This is a genomic window from Mycobacterium sp. (assembly GCF_035623875.1).
Lineage (GTDB): Bacteria > Actinomycetota > Actinomycetes > Mycobacteriales > Mycobacteriaceae > Mycobacterium.
Genome location: NZ_DASPSP010000310.1, coordinates 1 through 5,933, shown reverse-complemented (window position 1 = coordinate 5,933; position 5,933 = coordinate 1). Strand labels below are relative to the sequence as shown.

Below are 5,933 nucleotides of genomic sequence, written 5' to 3'. Positions count from 1 at the left end.
GCCCGTTCCGGCAAGAGCGCCCCGATCACGTCGGCAACCGAAGCGGAAGTCAACGGACCCGACGGCAGCGGCGGACGCGACGCGGCCGCCACCGGAGCAACCGTCCCGGGCGCCACCTCGTCGGCTAACGCGACCAACACGTCCGCCGCGCCGTTGTGCTCAGCGAGCACGTGCACCTCGCAGCCGGCAGGCACCAGGTCACTGGGCATGCTCGGGTAGGCGAAGAAGGACACCGGTGACTTCGCACCGGCCAGCACCAAATGCTTGGCCCCATTCAACTGGGCCGCAGCGGCTTCGGCGAAGTAGCCGAGCCGGTCCACGGCGGGAATGCCGGCGCCGCGCTCTAGCCGCGTCGGGAAGGTCTCGCATAACAGGCGGGCCCCCGTTGCCTGCGCGATCCGCGCCGCCGCGGCCAGCCCGGGGCCTCGGGTGGCATCGCCGCCCAGCATGATCACCGTGGGCTCCCCCGATCGCAGCACCTCCACCACCTCGGGCGCCAGCAGCGGGTCGGCGCCGGCTGGTTGCGCTGGCACCGCCGCGGCGGGCTGGGCCCCATCCGACCATGACGCGTCGGCGGGCAGGATCAGCGTCGAAATGTACGAGCCCGTGCGGCTAGCGGTAATCGCCTCGGCGGCATCGGCCGCGACGTCGACGGCGGCACCCGTCCGGCGCACCCATCCGGAGACACTGCCGGCAAGCGCGTCGATGTCGGATTCCAGCGGGGCGTCGTATTTTTTGTGATAGGTGGCGTGGTCGCCGACGACAACCACCATCGGCACTTGGGCGCGACGGGCGTTGTGCAGGTTAGCCAGGCCGTTGCCCAATCCGGGTCCGAGATGCAACAGCACCGCCGCCGGCCGCTCTGCGATGCGGGCATAACCGTCGGCGGCGCCGGTGGCGACGCCTTCGAAAAGGGCAAGGATGCCCCGCATTCGCGGAACCGTGTCCAGTGCGGCTACGAAATGCATCTCCGAAGTGCCCGGGTTGGCGAAGCACACGTCGATGCCGCCGTCGACCAGGGTATTGATCAGGGCCTGAGCACCGTTCACGTTTTCACCTTTCGATTAGCGAGCCCGAAAACACGCTCGGCGTTGCCGTACAAGAAGTCGCGGCGAGCATCATCGTCAAGCCCGAGTTCATCGAACCCCGCCAATGCGTGCGCATGGCTCATCATCGGATAGTTGGTGCCGAACAATACTTTGCGTTGTCCGGTGCCGGTTTTCATGAACCGGATCAGTTCTTGCGGAAGCCGTTTAATCGTGTAGGCCGAGGTGTCGATATAGACATTCTCGTGCTTGCGGGCGACGGCGACCATCTCCTCGGTCCACGGATAGCCAACGTGTCCGCACACGATCACCAACTCGGGAAAGTCCAAGGCCACCTGGTCGATGTAGGGAATCGGGCGTCCGGTCTCCGAAGGCCGCAGCGGGCCGGTGTGACCGACCTGGGTGCAGAACGGCAACGCGGACTCGACGCATTCGGCGAACAGCGGGTAGTAGCGGCGATCGGTGGGTGGCGCGTTCCACAGCCAGGGCACCACCCGCAGACCGACGAACCCGTCACCAACCCGGCGGCGCAGTTCACGGACTGCCTCCATCGGACGGTCGAGGTCGACGGTTGCCAGTCCGGCAAAACGGCTGGGATGCAACCCAATCCATTCGGCGACCTCGTCATTGGAGATCAGGTCCTGGCCGCCCGGGCCGCGCCACGCGCTGAGCAGGCCGAGACCCACGTCTGCGGCATCCATCGACGCGACCGTCGCTTCGATAGGGATGTCGGCGTCCGGTATGGACCCGCCGGTCCAGCGCCGCAGTGAGGCCAACATGTCGCTGCGCAGGAACCGCTGCGTCGGATGCTGCATCCACACGTCGATCGTCATCAGAGCTTTGACTGTAGACCGCCGGTCAGGCGGCCAGTGCGGCGCGGGCGGCGGCATGCGCCTGCTCCGCGTACCCACCGCCGAACAGCACGACATGCGCCAGCAGCGGGAAAAGCTGATGCAGCCCGATGCGATTGCGCCACCCGGGTTTCAGCGATCGCACCCGTCGATAGCCGATCAGGACTGCGTCATAGTGCGGGCAGCCGAACAGCGCAAGCATCGCCAGGTCGGTCTCGCGGTGACCACCGTGTGCAGCCGGATCGATCAGCACCACCCCGTCGGGCGTCCACATCACGTTGCCGCTCCACAGATCGCCGTGCAGCCGGGCCGGCGGGTCATCGTCGTCGAAGCCGCCTGCTCGGCAGCGTGCCGCGACGGAGTCGACCGCCGCACGAGTCGCAGCATCCAGGCGCGGCGCCGCGAGCTCGGCCATCGGGGTCAGCCGCTCGTCGGCGTAAAACTCACCCCAGCGTCGGTGCGGCCGCAGCGACATCGGCAATGGCTGCGACAACGGCCCGAAGAATCCGGGCCCGTCCCACCCGTCGGGCGCCGCGCCGAACGCCGCCGCGCCCGCATCGTGCGTGACGGCCAGTCGACTGCCGAACTCGGACGCCGCTTCCGGGCCCGGAGCCACCGAATCAAGCCGCCGCAGTGTCAGACTGACCGCGTCTGTGGAAACAACCTTCGCGCAGGGCACGCCGCCGTCGACGTCGGAAAGCCAGCGCAGCCCCGCTGCTTCGTAAGCGAAAAAGCCGGTCGGCGCGCCCGGGTGGCGCTTGACGAAATCGGTCACATGGCTTGGCGCTCAGGCGGTTACGTGAGCGGCATGCACATCGTCGGCCGGGCGCGCCTCAGTCTGCTCCTTGGCCCAGCGGTAGTCGGGTTTCCCGGCCGGCGAACGCTTGACCTCGTCGACCAACCAAAGACTGCGTGGCACTTTGTATCCCGCGATCTCGGTGCGCACGAAACTGTCCAGCTGCGACAGCGTCGGCCGAGACCCCGGGCGGGCCTGCACCACGGCAGCCACATGCTGGCCGTACCGGGCATCGGGTACGCCGACCACCAAGGCGTCGAAGACGTCGGGATGACCCTTGAGCGCGGCCTCGACCTCCTCGGGGTAGATCTTCTCGCCGCCGCTGTTGATCGACACCGAGCCGCGGCCCAGCATGGTGACGGTGCCGTCCTCCTCGACCTGCGCGTAGTCCCCGGGGATGGCGTAGCGGACGCCGTTGATGGTCTTGAACGTCTCGGCGGTCTTCTTCTCGTCCTTGTAGTAACCGACCGGGATGTTGCCCTTCTTTGCGATGACGCCCCGCACGCCGGACCCGGGCTGCACCTCGTTGCCTTCGTCGTCGAGCACGACTGTGCGGTGATCGATGGTCACTCGCGGGCCACCGCTGCTCGCCGCGCCCTTGGCAACCATGCTAATGCCGCCGAAGCCGGTCTCCGAGGAACCGATCGAGTCGGTGATGATCCGGTTGGGCAGCAACTCCAGCAGTTTCTCCTTGATGCTCGGCGAGAACAACGCTGCGGTGCTGGAGAGCAAAAACAGCGATGACAGGTCGTAGTCGTTGTTCTCGGTAAGCGCGTCGAGCAACGGCCGCGCCATGGCGTCGCCGGTGAAGAACAGCAGGTTTACCTTGTGGTCGTGAATCGTTTGCCAGACCTCGTCGGCGTTGAATTCCGGTGCCAGCAAGGTGGTTTGACCCGACAAGATCGACATCCAGGTAGCCGATTGCGTGGCGCCGTGGATCATCGGCGGAATCGGATAGCGGAGCATCGGGGGATTGGCGGCGGCGGCCTTGGCGAGGTCGTGCTCGTCCTTGACGAATTCGCCTGTCGCAAAGTCAGTTCCGCCGAACAGCACCCGATAGATGTCCTCGTGGCGCCACATCACACCCTTCGGGAAGCCGGTGGTTCCGCCGGTGTAGAGCAGGTAGATGTCGTCGGCGCTGCGCTCACCGAAGTCCCGCTCGGGTGAGCCGGCCGCGATCGCGGAGTAGAACTCGACGCCGCCGTAGCGCTGGTAGTCGTTGTCGCTGCCGTCCTCGACGACGAGGACGGTCTTGACGTTGGGGGTGTCCGGCAACACGTTGGCGACCCGGTCGGAGTACTGGCGCTCGTGCACCAGCGCAACCATGTCGGAGTTGTCGAACAAGTAGCGAAGTTCGCCCTCGACATAGCGGTAGTTGACGTTGACCAGGATGGCGCCAGCCTTCACGATGCCGAGCATCGCGATGACGATCTCGTTGCGGTTACGGCAGTAGAGCCCGACCTTGTCGTCCTTCTTCACACCCTGGTCGAGAAGGTAGTGCGCCAGGCGGTTGGCCTTCTCCTCCAATTGGGCGTAGGTCAGCTGGTCGTCGCCGCAGATCAGCGCGACACGGTCAGGTACGGCGTCGATGGCGTGCTCAGCGAGGTCGGCAATATTCAGGGCCACGGCCACCAAATTAGAACGTGTTACATTTTTTCACAAGTTTGATTCAGTCTGACAAGTCCGACGCCCACATGCAGGAAGGCGATTACCCGTGAGCGAGTCCGAAAAAAGCGCCGACGCCATCATTGAGCAGCGCGGACACACCTTGATCTTGACGCTGAACCGTCCCGAGGCCCGCAATGCACTCTCCACCGAGATGCTCTCGATCATGGTCGAGGCATGGGACCGCGTCGACAACGATCCCGACATCCGGTGCTGCATCCTGACCGGGGCCGGCGGCTATTTCTGCTCGGGCATGGACCTCAAGGCAGCGACTGCGCGCCCGCCGGGCGACTCCTTCAAAGATGGCAGCTACGACCCGTCGCGTATCGATGCGCTGCTCAAGGGCCGTCGGCTGACCAAACCGCTGATCGCCGCGGTCGAAGGCCCGGCCATCGCGGGCGGCACCGAGATCTTGCAGGGCACCGACATCCGCATCGCCGGCCAGAGCGCCAAGTTCGGCATCTCGGAGGCCAAGTGGAGCCTGTATCCGATGGGCGGTTCGGCGGTGCGACTGGTGCGGCAGATCCCCTACACGGTGGCCTGCGACCTGCTGCTGACCGGTCGGCACATCAGCGCCGCCGAGGCCAAGGACATCGGCTTGATCGGCTATCTCGTTCCCGACGGCGAGGCGCTGACCAAGGCGCTCGAAATCGCCGAAGTGATCAACAACAACGGGCCGCTGGCCGTGCAGGCGATCCTGCGGGCGATCCGCGAGACCGAGGGCATGCACGAGAACGAGGCATTCAAGATCGACACCCAGCTCGGCATCAAGGTGTTCTTGTCCGACGACGCCAAGGAAGGCCCGCTGGCCTTCAAGGAGAAGCGCAGCCCGCAGTTCAAGGGGCGCTGATCGCCGACTCTGCGGGCTCTAAGCACAAAACGCGGGTGAGCGCGTGTGCCGTTCGTTTTTGTGGTTCCAGTCTTCCGGCGGACTGTACTCTAACGTCCAACGGACGAAGGCGCTGACTCAGGAGGGGCCCAGTGAAGGCGCTTATAACTGGTTCGGCGGGTCTCATTGGGTCGGCATGTGTGGGCGCTCTGACCTCCCGCGGTTGGGAAGTCATCGGCATCGACAACGACATGCGCCGACAATTCTTCGGCCCGGCCGGCTCGACGGCGGCAGTGGTCGCCAGTCTGAAGGACCAGTTTCGTCAGTACCGTCATATTCATGCCGACATCCGTGATCGGCAGCTGATCAGAGACGTCGTCGCGGAGCATCGCCCGGATTTCATCATTCATACGGCGGGGCAACCGTCCCACGACCTGGCCGCCAAAATTCCTTATGACGATTTTGACGTCAACGCGGTGGGGACTCTGAATATCCTCGTCGCGGCTCGCGATTTTTGCCCCGAATCGCCGTTTTGCTTCACGAGCACGAACAAGGTCTATGGCGACCGGCCGAACTCGCTGCCGCTGGTTGAGCACGCCACCCGCTACGACTACGCCGATGGCCTACTGGCGATCGACGAAACGATGTCCATCGATGGGTGCCTGCATTCGTTGTTTGGCGCATCGAAGGTCGCGGCCGACGTCCTGGCGCAAGAATTCGGACGTTATTTCAACATGCCGGTCGGC

6 protein-coding genes are annotated in these 5,933 nt (G+C 65.2%); 2 read left to right on the top strand and 4 right to left on the bottom strand.

Translation table 11 applies throughout. The features are described from left to right. The 4 genes from VEI45_RS24970 to VEI45_RS24955 form a co-directional block, all read right to left on the bottom strand. Positions 1 to 1,049, bottom strand: a 1,049-nt coding sequence (locus tag VEI45_RS24970) for an acetolactate synthase large subunit (protein ID WP_324857282.1), incomplete at its 3' end; no start/stop codon positions are given. Then, positions 1,046 to 1,879: an amidohydrolase family protein gene (locus tag VEI45_RS24965; RefSeq protein ID WP_324857280.1), complete on the bottom strand. Its 834-nt coding sequence runs from the start codon at positions 1,877 to 1,879 to the stop codon at positions 1,046 to 1,048. The genes VEI45_RS24970 and VEI45_RS24965, both read right to left, overlap by 4 nt. Before the next feature lie 25 nt (positions 1,880 to 1,904). Next, a complete protein-coding gene (locus tag VEI45_RS24960; protein ID WP_324857278.1) occupies positions 1,905 to 2,672 on the bottom strand; it encodes a fructosamine kinase family protein in 768 nt (255 codons plus the stop codon). Positions 2,673 to 2,684: 12 nt separating this feature from the next. Continuing rightward, positions 2,685 to 4,325, bottom strand: coding sequence for an acyl-CoA synthetase (locus tag VEI45_RS24955; RefSeq protein ID WP_324857276.1), 1,641 nt, complete (start codon positions 4,323 to 4,325; stop codon positions 2,685 to 2,687). A gap of 82 nt (positions 4,326 to 4,407) precedes the next feature. Here VEI45_RS24955 and VEI45_RS24950 point away from each other — a divergent pair, with 82 nt between their 5' ends. Further along, complete coding sequence (locus VEI45_RS24950) at positions 4,408 to 5,208, top strand: crotonase/enoyl-CoA hydratase family protein (protein ID WP_324857274.1); 801 nt, start codon at positions 4,408 to 4,410, stop codon at positions 5,206 to 5,208. A gap of 131 nt (positions 5,209 to 5,339) precedes the next feature. After that, positions 5,340 to 5,933: NAD-dependent epimerase/dehydratase family protein (locus VEI45_RS24945; RefSeq protein ID WP_324857272.1), on the top strand; the 594-nt coding region annotated here is incomplete at its 3' end.

Bases quoted from the DNA above. Each gene is read 5' to 3' on its own strand.
- VEI45_RS24965 (WP_324857280.1), bottom strand. From the start codon at position 1,879: ATGACGATCGACGTGTGGATGCAGCATCCGACGCAGCGGTTCCTGCGC.